The following is a 13,641-nucleotide window of genomic DNA, read 5'->3' as shown; positions in this document are numbered from 1 at the left end:
AAGACTACAAGGCGCTCCGCCGGGGCGGGCGGAGCGGCGCAAAGGTCGTATATGGGCTCAGAGGGCGGCGATCAGGCCGCGTCCAGCACGTCGCGCGCGCGCTGCAGGTCTTCCCATACGCTGCGCACCCAGGCCGGGTGGCGCAGGCAGGCGGCGGGGTGATAGGTGGGCACCAGCGGCACCCCGCGGTACTCGTGCGTCCTGCCGCGCAGCTTGCCGATGGAGATGTCGCTTCCCAGCAGCGTCTGCGCCGCAAAGGCGCCAAACGCCAGGATCACCCGCGGCTTCACCAGCTCCACCTGCTTCAGCAGGTAGGGGCTGCAGGCGTCCACCTCGTCCGGCTGCGGGTTGCGGTTCTGCGGCGGCCTGCACTTGAGCACGTTGCAGACGTACACGTCCTCGCGCGAGAACCCGGAGGAAAGAAGGAGCAGGTCCAGCAGCTTGCCGGCCCGCCCCACGAACGGCCTTCCCGTGCGGTCCTCGTCCTGGCCGGGCGCCTCGCCCACCACCATCACGTCCGCGTCCTCGCGCCCCTCGCCAAACACCACGTGCTTGCGGGTCTTCGCCAGTCCACACCGCGGACATCCGAGTGCAATTTCGCGCACGTCGGCCAGGATGGGTAGACTTGCGATTTCTTCCGCGCTTACATACGCAGCGGGGGCGCGGGGAGATGGCGGATGAGGAGTGGTCCCCGGCACCGGCGCGCCCTCCCGGCGGTGCGTCTCCACCAGCCCGGGAACGGGCGCGGCGGGCGGCGCGGCCTCCACGCGGCTCATCGGCGCGGGGGTGCGCTCGATGGGCCGCTCGACGGGACGCTCGGACGGACGGTCCGCGGGACGATCGATGCGACGGTCGGCGCCACGCTCGGCGGGGCGCTCGATCGTACGCGCCGGCGGGGCAGCCGCGGCGGGGGCGGCGGCGCCGAGCAGGGCGCGCAGCTCGGAGGGGGAGAGGCGGTCCAGCACCAGCTCGTCTTCGCCCAGTTCCTGGCGCTGGCGCAGGTAGGCACGCAGCAGGTCGCGCGGATCGCTCACGCGGCGGGCTCCGCGGCGGGGAGCAGGCCTTCCACGCGGTCCAGGATGCGGTCCGCGACCTCGGCCTTGGTCATCAGCGGCAGCGCCTCGTCCGGCTGGTCGCGCTGAAGGAGGACGACGCGGTTGGTCTCCACCTCGAACCCCGCGCCCGGCTCGGTGGCATCGTTCACCACCAGCAGGTCCAGCCCCTTCCCCTCCAGCTTGCGGCGCCCGTTCTCCACCACGTCCGTCGTCTCCAGCGCAAAGCCCACGATCACCGCCCCGGCGCGGCGGACCTCACGCGTGGCGCGCAGCACGTCGGCCGTGGGCTCCAGCAGGATCTGGGGGACGGCGCCGGATTCCTTCTTGATCTTCTGGTCCGCGGCGGTGGCGGGGCGAAAGTCCGCGACGGCTGCGGCCATCACCAGCGCGTCGGCTTGGGGGAGCGCGTCGGCGACGGCGGCGCGCATCTGCTCCGCGGACTCGATCTTCCGCACCTCCACGCCGATCGGGAGCGGGAGGTGGGAGGGGCCGGAGACCAGGAGCACGTCCGCGCCGCGGCGCCAGGCGGCGGCGGCGATCTCGTATCCCATCCGTCCCGAAGAGCGGTTGCCGATGTAGCGCACGGGGTCGATGGCCTCGCGCGTGGGCCCGGCGGTCACCACCACCCGCCGGCCGGCGAGCGGGGAGCGCCCCTCCAGCGCGCGGCCGGCGTGGGCCAGGATCTCGTCCGGCTCCAGCATCCTCCCCGGCCCCTCGCCCTCGCCCCACGCCAGCGGCCCCACCGCGGGACCCGCCACGTGGTAGCCGAACTCCTTCAAACGGGCCAGGTTGGACTGCGTGGCGGGATGGGCGTACATCCGGTCGTTCATCGCCGGGCACACGACGACCGGGGCCGCCGTGGCCAGCAGCGTGGCCGTCAGCAGGTCGTCGGCCATGCCGGCGGCGGCGCGGGCCAGCAGGTTGGCGGTCGCGGGGGCAACGACGACGGCGTCCGCGTCGCGCGCCAGGCGGATGTGCAGCAGCGGATCGCCGGCGGGGTACAGCGAAGAGAAGGCGGGGCGCCCGGTGAGCGCCTCGAAGGTAAGGGGGCGCACGAACTCCAGCGCGCCCTGGGAAAGGACCACGTCGACCGTGGCGCCCGCCAGCGTGAGCTCGCGGGCCAGGGTGACCGCCTTGTACGCGGCGATCCCCCCCGTGACGCCCAGGACCACCCGGCGCCCGCTGAAGGGGCGCCGCGGCGCGCGCGTCCCGGGCATGGCGTGGCTACGGAAGGTCGGTGGGACGGCGGCGCTGCGACAGGTGGAACTTGGCCGTGCCGTTGCGCACCTCTTCGAGCGCCGTGGTGGTGAGCTTTTCGCGCGGCTCGTCGCCGCCGCTGATGGTGGGGTCCTCCATCATCTCGCCGCGGCGCAGCTCGTTCAGGTTGCGGGCCATCTTGGCCGCCACCAGCACGCCCAGGTACTTGCTTCCCGTGTGGCGGGCCGCCTGGCCCGGAGTCACTACTCGCATCGCACTGCTCCCTCTAGAGTTGTCCTGTGGCCCGTCCGTCCGCGACGGACGCGTCCAGGTGACGCTCGATCTCAAACCGGATCTCACCCACGATCCCCTCCAGCGGCGGGTGCGGCCGCAGGGCGTGCACCCGCCCCTCCAGCACCGCGTTCACGTCGCGCACCGCCGCGTCCAGCTCGTCGTTCACCACCACGTGGTCGAACTCCGACGCCGTCCCGATCTCGTCCAGCGCGTTGCGCAGCCGCCGCTGCACCCGGGCGTCGTCCTCGCTTCCCCGTCCCACCAGCCGCTGCACCAGCGCCCGGCCCGACGGGGGAAGGATGAAGACGTGCACCGCCTCGGGCACCGCGTTCCGGATGAGCCGCGCCCCCTGCACGTCGATGTCCAGCAGCAGGAAGCGCCCGTTGCGGGCCGCGTCGTCGACGTAGCTGCGCGGGGTGCCGTAGAACGCGCCGTGCACCTGCGCCCACTCGATCAGCGCACCCGCGGCGATCATCCGCCGGAACTCGTCCTCGGGGACGAAGTGGTAGTCCACCCCGTCGCGCTCTCCCGGCCGCGGCAAGCGGGTGGTGGCGCTGACGGAAAAGTCCACGTCGCCGCGGCGCTCGCGCAGCCGGCGGGCGATGGTGGTCTTTCCCGCCCCGGACGGCGCCGACAGCACCAGCGGAAACGTCTTCACTCCACGTTCTCCACCTGCTCGCGCAGCCGCTCCACCTCTTCCTTGATGGCCACCACGCGGTGGGCGATCCCCGCGTGGTTGGCCTTGGAGCCGATGGTGTTGGCCTCGCGGTGCATCTCCTGGACGAGAAACGACAGGCGCTTGCCCACCGGCTCCTCGGGGTTGGCGGCCATCAGCTCGCGGAACAGCTCGTTGTGCGAGCGAAAGCGCACCAGCTCCTCGTTGATGTCCCAGCGCTCGGCCAGGTACGCCACCTCCTGCGCCAGCCGGTCCTCGCTGACCGCCACGCCGCCCGCCAGCTCGGCGATGACGGCGCGCAGCCGGTCGCGCTCAGCGGCTAGGCGGGCGGGCGCCAGCTCGGCGATGGCGTCCAGCGCCACGTCGATGGCGGCGATGCGCCCCTCCAGGTCCGCCTGCAGCCGCCGCCCCTCGTCCTCGCGCATGGACGACGTTGAGCGCGCCGCATCCTCCACCACCGCCCTCAGGTCGTCGGCGGGAACCTCGATGCGCACGCCCTCGTCGTCGCGGACGATGACGTCGCTGAAGCGCAGCAGCTGCGCCAGGTCCGGCTCGCCCCCCACGCCAAAGCGGGTGCGCAGCTCGCCGAACAGGGCCAGGTACGCCTGCACGCGCTCCTCGTCCAGCTTGAGGCCCACGGCGGCGGCGCTGGTGCCGGCGGCGGGCTCCAGGCGCACGGCCACGTTGGCGTGGCCGCGCGACAGGTGGGCGCGCAGCCAGTCGCGCATCTGCGGCTCCCACTTCGCCAGCGAAGCGGGAGTGCGAAAGTTTACGCTGAGGTGTCGGTGGTTTACGGTCCGGATCTCGACGCGGAGGGTGCCCGCCTCCGTCTGCCGCTCCGCCTCCCCGAACCCCGTCATGCTCCGGATCATCGCACCTCCGTACGGGAACCGGTGAAGTTATCGGAGTTGGAGGGGAGCGTCAATCGCTGGCGCATGGATGTGGACGGTCTGGAAGGGTGGATGGGGATCCATCAGGGCGGCGATGGCGAATGAATTCGCTGCAACAACCACACGAAGGCCGCCTTCGCGGACTGGCGAGTCGGGGGTTCGGGGAAGTACAGGCCGCGCCCATGCCTGGGAAGCATACCGCACCTCTTAAGAATTGTCTCACGCAGAGGGAGCAGAGGCCGCAGAGGGAGGGTCTTCTCTGCGGCCTCTGCTCCCTCTGCGTGCGACCAATCTTTTCCTGGAGCTGATATCAGCAGGGGTGTCGGGGCGACTCACCTTCCGCCGGGCTCATGATGGCCCGGCCAGGGCGCACCGGTCGCGTCCAGACGCTCCATGGCAAGCCGAATCAAAAAATTTCCGGGATGGAGATCGCTCGCCGCGCATGGGAAGAAAGCGGTGAAACGCAACGGAGTAAAGGGTTTACGCGTCAATTGGGGTCTGGAGATTGCAAGGTTTGGCTGCCACGTTGTTCGGAAGAAGTGATTCTCCGGACGCAAGGGCAGCCGCATGACGGCGCCCGCTACACCAGACAGGGGTCTCAAGACGATGCGCAAGATCAAGCTTTCGCTGGACAGCCTGCAGGTACAGGGCTTCGCCACGTCGGAAACGCCCGCCGGCCGCGGCACCGTGCTGGGCCACGAGCCCACCCGCGGCCGCAACGTGGGCTGCGGCTCGGCGTACGACGCCTGCCCCACGGGCCTGTGCGCCCCCGACACCATCAGCCCGGACGCCTGCCCGACCGTCGATCCGGCGTACTGCGAGTCGGCCGACGACGCCTGCCCCAGCGGCCGGGGCTGTACCGAGGTCAACTGCTGATCTCGTGCTGAACCGGGGCACCGGACCCTCCGGTGCCCCTCTACGATCCAGACCAGGAATCACACGACATGCGCAAGATCAAGCTTTCGCTGGACAGCCTGCAGGTACAGGGCTTCACCACGTCGCAGGCGCCCGCCGGCCGCGGCACCGTGCTGGGCCACGAGCCCACCCGTGGCCACAACGTGGGCTGCGGCTCGGCGTACGACGCCTGCCAGACGGGGCTGTGCACGTACGACTGCGACCCCACCTACAGCCCGGACGCCTGTCCGACCGCGTATCCGGAGTACTGCTGAGCCCGGGACGCCGGTGACCGGCCGCGCCTGATCCACCAGGGTCACGCCGGCGGATAGGGGGAGCCGGACCGCCGTTCGAGCGGTCCGGCTTGGCCTTTCTTCCGCACCACGGGGCGGGCCCGTGCCTCTCCACCGGCACCCTCCGTCCATATCCCGCGACAATTCGCGGATTTATCTCCGCGCGCCTGCTGGTGATACGCCCGAAAACACTAGGGTACATCTTTGCTACGGATTGCATTCGGGTTTACCACCCGCTACTTTTTGCGACTCGCTGCCTGGGGAAGGTCGTTCTTTCCAGGCAGCCGGGGCGGCCGGATACGCCGGGCGCCCAAACGTCCCGACCAGGAAACACGACCATGCGCAAGATGAAGCTGTCGGTGGAGAACCTCGAAGTGCAGAGCTTCACGACGTCCGCAGTGAGCGCGAACCGTGGCACCGTTGCGGCATACCAGCAGACGGCGCACGGCCCCAACTGCGGCTCGGCCTTCGACGCCTGCCAGACCGGCCTGTGCACCGCCGACTGCCCGGAGACCTACAGCCCGGACGCCTGCCCCACGTACTACCCGGAGTACTGCGAGTCGGCCAACGACGCGTGCCCCAGCGGCCGCGGCTGCACCGAGATCGACTGCTAATCCACCCGGATCGGCAGGCAGGTAGATAAAAGGCCGGGCCGCCCCTGAGGCGGCCCGGCTTTTTTCGTTACCACGGTTGACAGCATGTCGAAGCGGGATCGAATTCTCCCCTCTCCGTGAGGAACGAACGGGGAGGGGCCGGGGGAGGGGCACCCCGCGGACGCAGCGCGATCCCTCCACCGCGCCTCTGGCCCCGGCCCCACCCCAACCTCCCCCAGCAGTTTTGGGGGAGGTGGGCGAGTAATGCGAGCCCGGAGGGGGCGCCCGCCGGACGCGCCGCAATCCGTCGAAGCGGGATCGAATCCTCCCCTCTCCGCGAGGAACGAGCAGGGAGGGGCCGGGGGAGGGGCACCCCTGCGGGCGCAGTTCGATGCAATTCGTCGAGCCACATAACCGTCGGCCTCCCCAACCTCCCCAGCAGTTTTGGGGGAGGTGGGCGAGTAATGCGAGCCCGGAGGGGGCGCCGGCCGGACGCGCCGCAATCCCTCGAAGCGGGATCGAACTCTCCCCTCTCCGTGAGGAACGAACGGGGAGGGGCCGGGGGAGGGACCCTCAGTCCCGGAAGAACCAGCGCACGCCGAACAGCGACCGCACGCCAGGCAGCGGCAGCCCCGGCACGTCGAACGCCTGCTCGCGGTTGAACGCGTTCTCGATGCGCCAGAACGCCCGCACGTCCAGCACGCGCATCTGCACGAAGAAGTTGAACGTAGCGAACGGCTCGGTGATCACGTTGAACGTGGTGCTGTCGCGGTCCACGCTCAGCTGCCGCCCGCGCGCCAGCACCTCGGCCCGCAGCGTGGGCTCGAAGTTGCCGCCGAAGTACAGCCCGTGGAACTCCAGCGCCGCCCGCCCGAACCGCTGCGGCAGGTAGGGCCGCTCCGGGTCAGCCAGGAAGTCGGTGTACGTGGCCTGAAAGCGCAGCTGCGGCCAGAGCAGCGGCACGTCGGCGTACGCCTCGACCGCCGCGACCGTCCCGCCGGCCGAGGGCTGCAGCCCCTGCTCCCACCAGAAGCCGAAGGGCGCCACCACGTCCACGTCGTGCGCCACGAACGCCGCGCCCGCCACCAGGCTGCCGCGCGTCCACTCCGCCCCCGCGCGAAACCCGCCCGCCGTCGACTCGCGGTCGCGGAACAGCACCAGCGGCAGCGTGTCGGTTTCGGGCGCGTCGGGGTCCACCTCGCCCGCGAGCGTCTTGACCACCTGGATGGTGTCGCGCCGAAAGCGGACGCCGCGGTTTCCCGCCGCGAGCGAGCCGAACAGCGTAAACCCGCCAAACGGCCCCGCGCGCCCCGACGCCTCCAGCTCCACCCCCGTCACCCCGCCGGCCGAGACCGCCCGCGCCTCGCCCCACGCGGCCACCCACGGCACCGGCGTGAGCTCCGCCCGCGCGGAAAGCTCCGTGGCGTTGGCCGAGTAGCCTTCCCGGTCCACGCGGTGCACGCGCGCCGCGCCCGTCAGCGTGCCCAGCGGCACGTCGATCGAGGCGCGCACCATCGCCTGCACCGACTCGCTCCCGATGCTGATGGAGTCGCCCGTCAGCGGGTTCACCCAGCTGCGGCCGATGGCGCCGTCCAGCCAGAACCCGCCCTGCACCTGGCACGCCGCCGCCAGCGCCGAGTCGCGCGCCGCCGCGCCCGCCGTGTCGGTCCGCGCCGAATCGCCCGCCGCGGCCGAATCCGCGGCGGCGGCGGGCGCGGGCCGCACGCAGGCGGCGGAGCGGCGGCCGAAAAAGCGCCCGCGCCCGCGCAGCAGCAGCTCGCCGCGGTCGAAGCTCTCGCGCGGCGGAGCGAAGCCCTCCACCGTGCGCTCCGTGTCGATCCCCGTGCTGCGGTACTCCAGCTGCAGCCCGCGGTCGGGCGTAAAGGCGTAGCTCAGCCGCGCCAGCGCCGTGTTCTCGCTGAAGTCGGCCGCGCGGCGAAAGCCCGCCGTCTCCACCAGGTCCAGCCCCGCCTGCACGATCAGGCGCTCCCCCAGCGGCCGCGCGAAGATGCCGCGCAGCAGCCGCGTGGCGAAGTCGCCCTCGCCCCCCTCGATCTGCGCGTACGGGCGCCGGTCGGTCAGCCGCAGCGTCTCAAGCTCCACGCGCGTCTCCAGCAGCCCGCGCGTCACCCGCACCTCCGTCACGTCCAGCAGGGGAATCTGCTGCAGGTCGATGACGGTGGCGTTCAGCGGGCGCAGCTCCCAGCCGTCCAGGAACACCCGCATCCGCCCGCCGCCCGAGGCGAACGCCGCCACCCCCGCCGCGCGCCCCACTCCGCCCTCGCGGGTGATCACCAGCCCCGGGATGCGGTCCAGCAGCTCCAGCAGGCTCAGGCCGTGAAAGCGCGACAGCTCCGCCGGGCCGAACACCCAGCTGGCCGCCGCGAAGCCCGCGTTCCGCGGCCTGGGAAAGACGGGAAAGTTGGGCGCGGGGCGGGTGGAGTCCGCCGGCACCGAGTCCGGCTTGGCCGCGTCGGGAATGGTGTCGCCGCGCACCGCCTCGCCGGGAATGGCGATCTGCGCCGAGTCCTGGCGCACGGCGGGGATGGTGTCCTGCGCGCGCAGCGCCGCCGCCGGCGGGAGCACGGCGGCGGACACCCCGGCCAGCAGGGCCGGGAGCAGGCGGCGGAGCGAGGAAAGCAGGATCACGCCGGCGACGTACCCCCGGCCGCCGCCGCGCGGTCCATCACCCACTGCACGAAGATGCGCGTTGGCACGCCGGTGGCTCCCCTGGTAAGATACGACAGCTTGCCCTCGCCGTACGCCGTGCCGGCCACGTCCAGGTGCACCCACGGCCACTCGCCCACGAACTCGCGGAGGAACCAGCCGGCCGTGATGGTCCCCGCCGGGCGGCCGCCGCTGTTCTTGAGGTCGGCGTAGTCGCTCTTGATCTGCTCGCGGTAGTCGTCGAACATGGGGAGCGGCCAGCAGCGCTCGCCGGTGTGCTCGCCCGCGCGGACGACCTCCTGCACCAGCCCGTCGTCGTTGCCCATCACCCCCGTGGCCGCGTGGCCCAGGGCGATCACGCAGGCGCCGGTGAGCGTCGCCGCGTCCAGCATGGCCGCAGGCTCGAAGCGCTTCGCGTACGAGATGGCGTCCACCAGGATCAGCCGCCCCTCGGCGTCGGTGTTGACGATCTCGATCGTCTTGCCGCCGTGGGCGCGAAAGATGTCGCCCGGCTTCATGGCCGCGCCGCCCAGCAGGTTCTCGCTGCTGGGGACGATGCCCACGACGTTGACCGGCAGCCCCAGCTCGCCGATCGCCTGCATGGCCGCGATGGTGGCCGCGCCGCCGCACATGTCGAACTTCATGTCCTCCATCCCCTGCGCGGGCTTGATGGAGATGCCGCCGGCGTCGAAGGTGAGCCCCTTGCCCACGATCACCAGCGGCTTCTGCCCCTCGGGGCCGCCGCGGTGCTCCATGACGATCAGCCGCGGCTCCTGCTCCGAGCCCTGGGCCACGGCCAGCAGCGCGTTCAATCCCTCCGTGCGCATCTCGTCCGGCCCCAGCACCGTCACCTTGAGCCCGCGCTCCCGGCCAATGCGCTCCGCCGTGTCTCCGAGATACGTGGGGGTGGCCACGTTCCCCGGCAGGTTGCCCAACTCGCGCGCCAGGTTCTCGGCCCGCGCCAGGATCTCGCCCGTCCGCGCACCCTCCGCCGCGGCGGATTCGTTCTCACCCTGGGGAAGCAGGATGACGGCCTCCTCCAGCGCGACGGGGGCGGGCGCGTCGGCGTCCTCCGTCTTCATCACGCGGAAGTCGTAGCCGCCCAGCACCAGCCCCTCCGCCACCGCCCGCGCCGCCTCGGCCACCGGCAGCGCCGACGCAGGCAGCGCGAACGCCAGCGACGCCACGCGCGACTTGCCGGCCTGCTTGGCCGCGGTGCCGGCGGCGCGGCGCAGGCGCTCGCCCGTCACCTCCGCCCCCTTGGCCAGCCCCACCAGCAGCACGCGCTCCGCCCCCGCCGCATCGGAATGCGGAAAGACCAGGCTCGTCTCGCCAAAGCCGTGCTTCAGGTCGCCGCGCGCGAGCAGCGTGGAAAGCTGCCCGCCGAGCGCCCCGTCCAGCGCGCGGAACGCCGCGTCCTGCTCGCCGCCCTCCAGCACGGGGACGACGAGCAGCGGCACGGCGGAGCCGGCGGCGGATGAAACGGAGATCTTCATGGTGCGATCAGGATCCAGTAGAAAAGAAGTACCTAGTGCCGAAGTACCGAGTGCCTAGTACCTGGTGCCGAGGCTGTTACCTGAAAACTAGGCACTCGGCACCAGGCACTAGGTACTCGGCCCTGCCGTCATCCCATGTTCTCGATGATCTTCCGGCCGAACTCCGAGCACGACACCTTGGTCGCGCCGTCCATCAGCCGCTCGAAGTCGTACGTCACCGTCTTCTGGCGGATGGCGCCCTCCAGGCCGGTGATGATGAGGTCCGCCGCCTCGTTCCATCCCATGAAGCGGAACATCATCTCGCCGCTCAGGATGACGGAGCCGGGGTTCACCATGTCCTTGCCGGCGTACTTGGGCGCCGTGCCGTGCGTGGCCTCGAAGATGGCGTGGCCGGTGACGTAGTTGATGTTGGCCCCCGGCGCGATGCCGATGCCGCCCACCTGCGCCGCCAGCGCGTCGCTCACGTAGTCGCCGTTCAGGTTCAGCGTGGCGATCACGTCGTATTCCTTCGGACGCGTAAGGATCTGCTGCAGGAACGCGTCGGCGATCACGTCGTTGATGATCACCTGCCGCCCGTTGTTGTCGATCACCTGCCAGGGCCCGCCCTCGTAGTCGGTCGCGCCGAACTCGCGCTGGGCCAGCTCGTAGCCCCAGGTCTTGAAGGCGCCCTCGGTGAACTTCATGATGTTGCCCTTGTGCACCAGCGTCACCGACTTGCGCCCGTGCCGCAGCGCGTGCTCGATGGCCGCGCGCACCAGCCGCTCCGTCCCCTCGCGGCTCACTGGCTTGATCCCGAAGCCCGACGTCTCGGGAAAGCGCACCTTGCGGTACCGCGCGCCAAAGCTCTCCTGCAGCAGCGCGCGGAACCTGGCCGCGTCCTCCGTCCCCTCCTCGAACTCGATCCCCGCGTAGATGTCTTCGGTGTTCTCGCGGAAGATGGTCATGTCCACGTCGCCCGGCCGCTTGACCGGCGAGGGAACGCCCTCGAACCAGCGGACGGGGCGCACGCAGGCGTACAGATCGAGCTCCTGGCGCAGCGCCACGTTCAGCGAGCGGATGCCGCCGCCCACCGGCGTGGTCAGCGGGCCCTTGATGCCCACCAGGTACTCGCGAAAGGCGTCCAGGGTGGCGGCGGGCAGCCAGTCGCCCGTCTGGTTGAAGGCCTTTTCGCCCGCCAGCACCTCCATCCAGTGAATACGCCGCGACCCGCCGTACGCCTTTTCCACGGCGGCGTCGAACACCGGCTGCGAGGCGGCCCAGATGTCGGGGCCGGTGCCGTCGCCCTCGATGAAGGGAAGCACGGGGTTCTCGGGAACGTTCAGCACGCCCTCGTGAATCGTGATGCGCGCGCCGTCCGTCGGGGCGCTGGGCCGCCAGTCGCTCATGGATGGAAACCGGGTAAAGGATGATTGCGTCGAGCGCCGAAGCGCCGGTGTTGAACTTCAGTGCCTAGTGCCTAGTGCCCAGTGCGTGAGTGGCCGGTACTAGGTACTAGGTACTAGGTACTTGATACTTGGCACTTGATCCTAAAACGACGAGGCGCGGCGGGGTGCCCGCCGCGCCCCGAATGCGCGTTCCGACCTGCCGGTGCGTCAGCGCTCGTCCAGGGGCGTCACCTTGAGCCCGCGCGGGCCCAGGTAGTCGGACCCCGGACGGATGAGCCGGTTGTCGGCGTACTGCTCCATCAGGTGCGCCGTCCACCCCGGCATGCGCGCCAGGGCGAACACCGCCGTGAACAGGTCCATCTCGATCCCCAGCGTGGTGTAGACCGAGGCGCTGAAGAAGTCGACGTTGGGGTAGATCTTCTTCCCCTTCTTCTCCATCTCCTCCGCCATCACGCTGCGGATCCGGTCCGACAGGTCCAGCCAGCGGGTCTCGCCCGCCTCCTGCATGATCTTGTCGGCCAGCTCGCGCAGCACCGTGGCCCGCGGGTCGGTGGCCTTGTACACGCGGTGGCCAAAGCCCATGATCTTCTTGCCGCTGCCCAGCGCGCCGCGCACCCACTCGCCCGGGTCCTCGCCGCTCTCGTCGATCTCGCGCAGCATGTTCATCACCTCCACGTTCGCGCCGCCGTGGCTGGGCCCCTTGAGGGTGCCGATGGCGGAGGTGATCGCGGAGTAGACGTCGGAAAGCGTGCCCGCCGTGACGCGCGCCGCGAAGGTGCTGGCGTTCATCCCGTGCTCCGCGTGGAGAACGAGCGCCACGTCCATGGTGCGGCAGCGGGTGTCGTTGGCTTCCTCGCCGTTGAGCATGTAGAGGAAGTTGCCGGCGAAGCTGAGGCCCTCCCTGGGCTGCAGCGGCTCCAGCCCGCGGCGGATGCGGTCGTACGCCGCCACGATGGTGGGCGTCTGCGCCGTAAGGAACAGCGCCTTGTGCCGCACCGACGCGGGCGTGATGTCGTCCGCCTCGGGATCGAACATCCCCAGCGCGCTGATCGCGGTGCGCACGGCGGCCATGGGGTCCGCGTCCTTCGGATAGGCGCGGAGCATGTCCAGCACCTCGGGCCGCAGGGCGCTGTGGCTCTGCAGGTGGCCGCGAAGCTCGTCCAGCTGCTCGCGATTGGGCAGCTGCCCGTTCCACAGCAGGTAGCACACTTCTTCGAAGGTGGTGTTGCGCGCGAGGTCGTCGATTTCGTACCCCGCGTAGATCAGCTCTCCCACTTCGCCGTTGATGTCGCTCAGCTTGGACTGGGCGACGACGACCCCCTCGAGACCCTTGGCAGCCATTTCGACTTTCTCGGACGCGTTTGCGAGACTACATTTTTTCCGGCCGGCGAGCCGGCGGCGTGGCGGTTGCCTGCCGCACGGTCCGGGCCAGAGCGCGGCCAACATAGCGATGCCCCCGGCCAACCCGCAAGCGGGGCCGCCGGACGGTTTTGAAGGGGTCGCACTGAGCGGGATTCACCGGGTGCCGGGGGGCGTTTGGAGCCGGAAAGCGACGCGGAAGACGTGCGGCGGGTGCTGCGTGGCGACACGGCGGTGTACGCGGTGCTGGTGCGCCGGTACCAGGAGCCGCTGTACCGGCACGCCTACGGCATGGTGGGCGACCCCGACGCGGCGGCCGACCTGGTGCAGGACTCGCTGGTCAAGGCGTACACGCGCCTGGGCACCTGCGACCCGGACCGGTTCGCGGCGTGGCTGTTCCGCATTCTTCGCAACCGCTGCAAGGACTACCTCAAGAGCCGCCGCCGCCGCGACGTCCCCCTGCTGGACGACGGCCCCCACGCCGCCCCCCCCGGCGACGACCCCGGCCTCACCCTGGACCGCACCGAGCTGGGCCGCGCGGTTTCCGAAGCGCTCGCCCACCTTCCCGAGCCGCAGCGCGAGGCGTTCCTGCTGAAGCACGTGGAGGGCCGCAGCTACGAGGAGATGGCGGAGATGCTGGACGCCGGGATCTCTGCGCTCAAGATGCGGGTGATGCGCGCGCGGGAGACGCTGCAGGAGCTGCTGAAGGACAGGGTGTGAGCGGGTGAAGGGGTGAAGGGGTGAAGGGGTGAAGGGGTGAAGGGGTGAAGGGGTGAAGGGGTGAAGGGGTGAAGGGGTGAAGGGGTGAAGGGGTGAAGGGGTGAAGGGGTGAAGGGGTGAAG

The 13,641-nt window shown here is 70.8% G+C and carries 13 protein-coding genes; 4 read left to right on the top strand and 9 right to left on the bottom strand.

Annotation, left to right across the window (positions count from 1 at the left end; genetic code table 11):
- Nucleotides 1-71: 71 nt before the first annotated feature.
- The 5 genes from VGC13_RS21380 to VGC13_RS21360 are packed head-to-tail and all read right to left on the bottom strand — an operon-like array spanning nt 72 to nt 4,094.
- Nucleotides 72-1,034, bottom strand: a complete 963-nt coding sequence (locus VGC13_RS21380) for a uracil-DNA glycosylase (RefSeq protein ID WP_331127323.1) — start codon at nt 1,032-1,034, stop codon at nt 72-74.
- Nucleotides 1,031-2,272: a bifunctional phosphopantothenoylcysteine decarboxylase/phosphopantothenate--cysteine ligase CoaBC gene (gene coaBC, locus VGC13_RS21375; protein WP_331127322.1), complete on the bottom strand. Its 1,242-nt coding sequence runs from the start codon at nt 2,270-2,272 to the stop codon at nt 1,031-1,033. The genes VGC13_RS21380 and coaBC overlap by 4 nt, the downstream gene beginning before the upstream one ends.
- 7 nt (nt 2,273-2,279) lie before the next feature.
- Nucleotides 2,280-2,525, bottom strand: a complete 246-nt coding sequence (gene rpoZ, locus VGC13_RS21370) for a DNA-directed RNA polymerase subunit omega (RefSeq protein ID WP_331127321.1) — start codon at nt 2,523-2,525, stop codon at nt 2,280-2,282.
- Between the two features lie 13 nt (nt 2,526-2,538).
- Nucleotides 2,539-3,204: a guanylate kinase gene (gene gmk / locus VGC13_RS21365; protein ID WP_331127320.1), complete on the bottom strand. Its 666-nt coding sequence runs from the start codon at nt 3,202-3,204 to the stop codon at nt 2,539-2,541.
- Complete coding sequence (locus tag VGC13_RS21360) at nt 3,201-4,094, bottom strand: YicC/YloC family endoribonuclease (protein WP_331127319.1); 894 nt, start codon at nt 4,092-4,094, stop codon at nt 3,201-3,203. Before VGC13_RS21360 ends, gmk begins: the two co-directional genes overlap by 4 nt.
- Nucleotides 4,095-4,718: 624 nt before the next feature.
- Here VGC13_RS21360 and VGC13_RS21355 point away from each other — a divergent pair.
- From VGC13_RS21355 to VGC13_RS21345, 3 genes are all read left to right on the top strand, one after another.
- Complete coding sequence (locus VGC13_RS21355; RefSeq protein ID WP_331127318.1) at nt 4,719-4,988, top strand: hypothetical protein; 270 nt, start codon at nt 4,719-4,721, stop codon at nt 4,986-4,988.
- Nucleotides 4,989-5,056: 68 nt separating this feature from the next.
- Nucleotides 5,057-5,281 (top strand): hypothetical protein, encoded by a 225-nt coding sequence (locus tag VGC13_RS21350; protein WP_331127317.1) that lies wholly within the window; start codon nt 5,057-5,059, stop codon nt 5,279-5,281.
- Between the two features lie 356 nt (nt 5,282-5,637).
- Nucleotides 5,638-5,913 carry a pinensin family lanthipeptide gene (locus VGC13_RS21345; RefSeq protein WP_331127316.1) on the top strand — a complete coding sequence of 92 codons (276 nt, stop codon included), beginning with the start codon at nt 5,638-5,640 and terminating at the stop codon, nt 5,911-5,913.
- 552 nt (nt 5,914-6,465) lie between these two features.
- Here VGC13_RS21345 and VGC13_RS21340 read toward each other — a convergent pair.
- The 4 genes from VGC13_RS21340 to VGC13_RS21325 form a co-directional block, all read right to left on the bottom strand.
- Nucleotides 6,466-8,586 carry a hypothetical protein gene (locus tag VGC13_RS21340; protein WP_331127315.1) on the bottom strand — a complete coding sequence of 707 codons (2,121 nt, stop codon included), beginning with the start codon at nt 8,584-8,586 and terminating at the stop codon, nt 6,466-6,468.
- A complete protein-coding gene (locus VGC13_RS21335; protein ID WP_331127314.1) occupies nt 8,538-10,055 on the bottom strand; it encodes a leucyl aminopeptidase in 1,518 nt (505 codons plus the stop codon). Before VGC13_RS21335 ends, VGC13_RS21340 begins: the two co-directional genes overlap by 49 nt.
- A gap of 128 nt (nt 10,056-10,183) precedes the next feature.
- Entirely contained in the window at nt 10,184-11,440 is a 1,257-nt protein-coding gene (gene icd / locus VGC13_RS21330) for an NADP-dependent isocitrate dehydrogenase (RefSeq protein ID WP_331127313.1), read from the bottom strand.
- A 207-nt stretch (nt 11,441-11,647) separates the two neighbouring features.
- Complete coding sequence (locus VGC13_RS21325) at nt 11,648-12,781, bottom strand: citrate/2-methylcitrate synthase (protein WP_331127312.1); 1,134 nt, start codon at nt 12,779-12,781, stop codon at nt 11,648-11,650.
- A gap of 195 nt (nt 12,782-12,976) precedes the next feature.
- Here VGC13_RS21325 and VGC13_RS21320 point away from each other — a divergent pair, with 195 nt between their 5' ends.
- Nucleotides 12,977-13,519, top strand: a complete 543-nt coding sequence (locus tag VGC13_RS21320) for an RNA polymerase sigma factor (protein WP_331127311.1) — start codon at nt 12,977-12,979, stop codon at nt 13,517-13,519.
- Nucleotides 13,520-13,641: the final 122 nt, after the last annotated feature.

This window comes from Longimicrobium sp. (assembly GCF_036399255.1).
GTDB lineage: Bacteria > Gemmatimonadota > Gemmatimonadetes > Longimicrobiales > Longimicrobiaceae > Longimicrobium.
The sequence above is the reverse complement of the archived record's forward strand: the minus strand, read 5'-3'. Positions and strand labels throughout refer to the sequence as shown.